The following is a 3178-nucleotide window of genomic DNA, read 5'->3' as shown; positions in this document are numbered from 1 at the left end:
ATTTTGAGATGATCTTCGGTGTGTCTTTTAATTTACGAATCACCGGTGCGATAGGGGTGGAATTTGATCATCGGGACGATGCAGTTTGAGAGACTTGAGACAAAAACAAGATGTTTAGTTTGTACTGCATATTTGTTAAGCGAGATATTTGTGGTGGGTGTTCGAGCATTGCATGTCACCGGTCGGGTTGGCAATATCTTTTGACGGCTACGACACTTTATATCTGTTGTTGTTGACGTACTTTGAATTTCTAACTGGTAGTAAAGATATGCGTTGATCGGACGGTAAGTGATATGCAAGACTAAATGGAGTTTGGCGATACAGAGAAAACACGGCGAGGCATGCTTAGATAATTGGTGCAGCCACGAGCAACGCAACGTCGGCGCGCACAGTGAAAGTGCGACTAAGCTGTTCGGCTTCGATGCATGTCGTGAACAACAGATATTAAAAGAAGGGGATTTTGAGATGCTTAGGGGCAGCGAAATATTAGAAGGCAGACCGGGAAAGCAGTCTGTCACAGGTCGAAGTCGGATGGCGAACAGGAGAGCGCGGCGGGCGGCGAGCCTCTTGGCGAGTATCGCTCTATTAACGTTTTCCGCCGCGGCGTTTGCCGCGAGCAACGCTAACTACACCTATGACGCACTGGGGAGGCTGACCAAAATCGCGTATAGCGATGGCGTCAAGACCACCACCGTCACCTATAGCTACGACACCGCCGGCAACCGGGTCAGTGTTGTCAGTACCGCGCCTTCATAACCGTCGTCCTGACTGTCCGTGCCGGACAGTTAGCGGGATAAATCGATAACGCCGCTTGCAAGTTCTGTACACGCCTTCAGTTGTGTGCAGATGGGCGTTGCTACTGGTTGTCCGCATACCTGAACGACAGCACTCGTCCCCGTTTCACCTGGGAGGGGCGGCTTTGCGCGCAAATTTGGTAGCAGCAAGCAGCCGCTAAAACACCAATTCTCGAGGAAGATGTTTGATGTCCGATTCCGTATCAGTAGATAATCGCGTGACCAGTTGCCGCGCTGCCCGCGAACGCAAGACTATTCGCTTTGCTATGCTTACGGCACTGTTGAGCATGGTCGCTCTGTTTGTGAGCACCGCCGAAGCCGGTAATGTGCATTTTTCCAGTACGACACCTGCCGTTGTCGACCCTACCGCTGCTACGGACGCGCAGCAAACTCTGCAACAACCGGTCATCCGCCGCGGCCGGGAACTGGCTACGCCAAGGTTGTTGCGTGCCGGCCCCGCTTTGTCTGGAGAGGAATTTGCACCCCAGCCGAACAGCATTAGAGCAGTTATGCCTCCGGTCACGGAAGCGGAAGCCACGGCGCACGATAGCCAGGTGGCGCGTGACCTTCCTGCCAGTATCAACCTTGGGGGCACGATAGAAACGCTCGCGAAGTTGGACACCAAGCGGGCGCGATCTGCGCCTGAAGATGTCCGCCTGCGAAAATTAGAACCGCCCGAGAAACGATTGCTTCGCAGCGGCGGCGTCACCGGCACCAATGGCATTGTCAGCAATGATGCGCCGCCCGGTCCCGCTTCGCTCGAAGAACTTGCCCGGGCGCTGCGCTACAACCCAGACCTGATTTATGAATACGTTCGGGACAACATCGAAATCGATCCCGTGCGAGGCATCCATAAAGGTGCACTCGGTGCGGTGCTCGATAACCAGGGAAGCGCGTTCGACCAGGCACAGTTGATGGTGTCGCTGCTGCGCATTTCGGGCTACGACACGCGGTTTGTCCGAGGTGTGATCAAGCTCAGTGCGCGGCAGTTCTCGGACTGGTACGGTTTGCCGACCACGAACGTGTGTGCCGTCCTTAACCTGATGGGCCAGACTCAGATTCCCGTATACAGCGTCAACGCACCGCAGACGGGTGACTGTCCGGGGTTAAATGCCCCGATGACCGACATCTCGATCGAGCACTTGTGGGTCAAAGCGAATCTCGGTGGCACCTGGTACACATTCGACCCTAGCTACAAACCACACACTGTCAAATCCGGAGTGGACTTGAATGTAGCTGCCGGCTACAACGCTGCAGCGTTCCAAAAAAATGCCACTTCTGGAGCAACCGTCACGCCTGATCTGGTGCGCGGCGTGAACCGCACTGGAATTCGTACGGACTTGCAGACCGCCTCGACCAACCTTGCGAACTGGATCCGCAAAAACAAGCCGACAGCGACCATGAGCGACATCATCGGCGGTAAATCGATCACACCATCGTTCGCGGGGATCGTTCGACAGACCCAAAACCCTTTGCTTGACTCCTCCTACAGTACCCAGGAATGGAGCGACATTCCTGGCGGGTACAAGCCCACTGTACGCGTGGTCTATCAGGGCATCGATCAGACCTTCACGTCCGACGCGATTTACGGCAAGCGCCTGACGATCACATACAACAGTTCAAACCAACCGGTACTCAAACTCGAAGGTCAGGCAATTGGTGCACCTGGAAGCCCGGTCGCACCCGGTGCCGATAGTGTTGTCAGTTTTGTCGTATGGCATAACGCATACGCGAACGGCTATGCCGAGCATGCTTTCGACCAGCATATCAAGGGCGGTGGCACTTACCTGGTCGTCAACGGTTGGGGGCCGACCGGTCGCGGACTGTCGCAAAACTATCTCAAGAATCTTGACAATGTCCGCGCGGCCGGTAACGCTGAAACGAGCGAACCCGCGCTCGGCGCGAGCCTTGGCGTGTTAGGGGCGCAGTGGATGTCGCAGACGACCAACAGCGCCTCCATTACGGATCGCCTTGCGAATGCGTACACGATCCAGCATCACCAGGTCGGTATTGCTGGCTTCGATCAGGGACCGTATGTCGATCTTCCGAGCAACATGAGCGCAACGGTCCAAATGGCTGGCGACTGGACCCTCGAAAAGGCTGTGTTTCAAAGCAACTCGATGCATTCGTCGATACTCGAGTCTACCGCGGTCAATCAGACCTCGGGCGTGTCTGCAGTATCAACGGTGAAGCTGCTCGACATGGCGATGAGTCAGGGGCAGACGATCTACAACACCGGGGGCGGCCGCTACGCGAGTGTAATTCAACCAGCGTTGGTCAACTGCCAGGCTCACCTCAGCAACTTTCAGAGTTATTTGAACCAGGGCTACCAGTTGTTGATCCCCGGTAACTGCCAGTTGATTGAGAACAGCTGGAAAGGCGTC

Annotated in this window: 2 protein-coding genes; both read left to right on the top strand. The window is 55.3% G+C overall.

Annotated elements, in window-relative coordinates; all coding sequences use genetic code 11:
• The first annotated feature begins 567 nt into the window (after positions 1 to 567).
• On the top strand, positions 568 to 756 hold the full coding sequence (locus tag WCA53_RS08830) for an RHS repeat domain-containing protein (RefSeq protein ID WP_423908094.1): 189 nt from the start codon (positions 568 to 570) through the stop codon (positions 754 to 756).
• 226 nt (positions 757 to 982) lie between these two features.
• Positions 983 to 3178, top strand: a 2196-nt coding sequence (locus tag WCA53_RS08825; protein WP_423908091.1) for a transglutaminase domain-containing protein, incomplete at its 3' end; no start/stop codon positions are given.

Origin of the sequence: Caballeronia sp., assembly GCF_049581465.1 — a bacterium.
GTDB lineage: Bacteria > Pseudomonadota > Gammaproteobacteria > Burkholderiales > Burkholderiaceae > Caballeronia.
The sequence above is the reverse complement of the archived record's forward strand: the minus strand, read 5'-3'. Positions and strand labels throughout refer to the sequence as shown.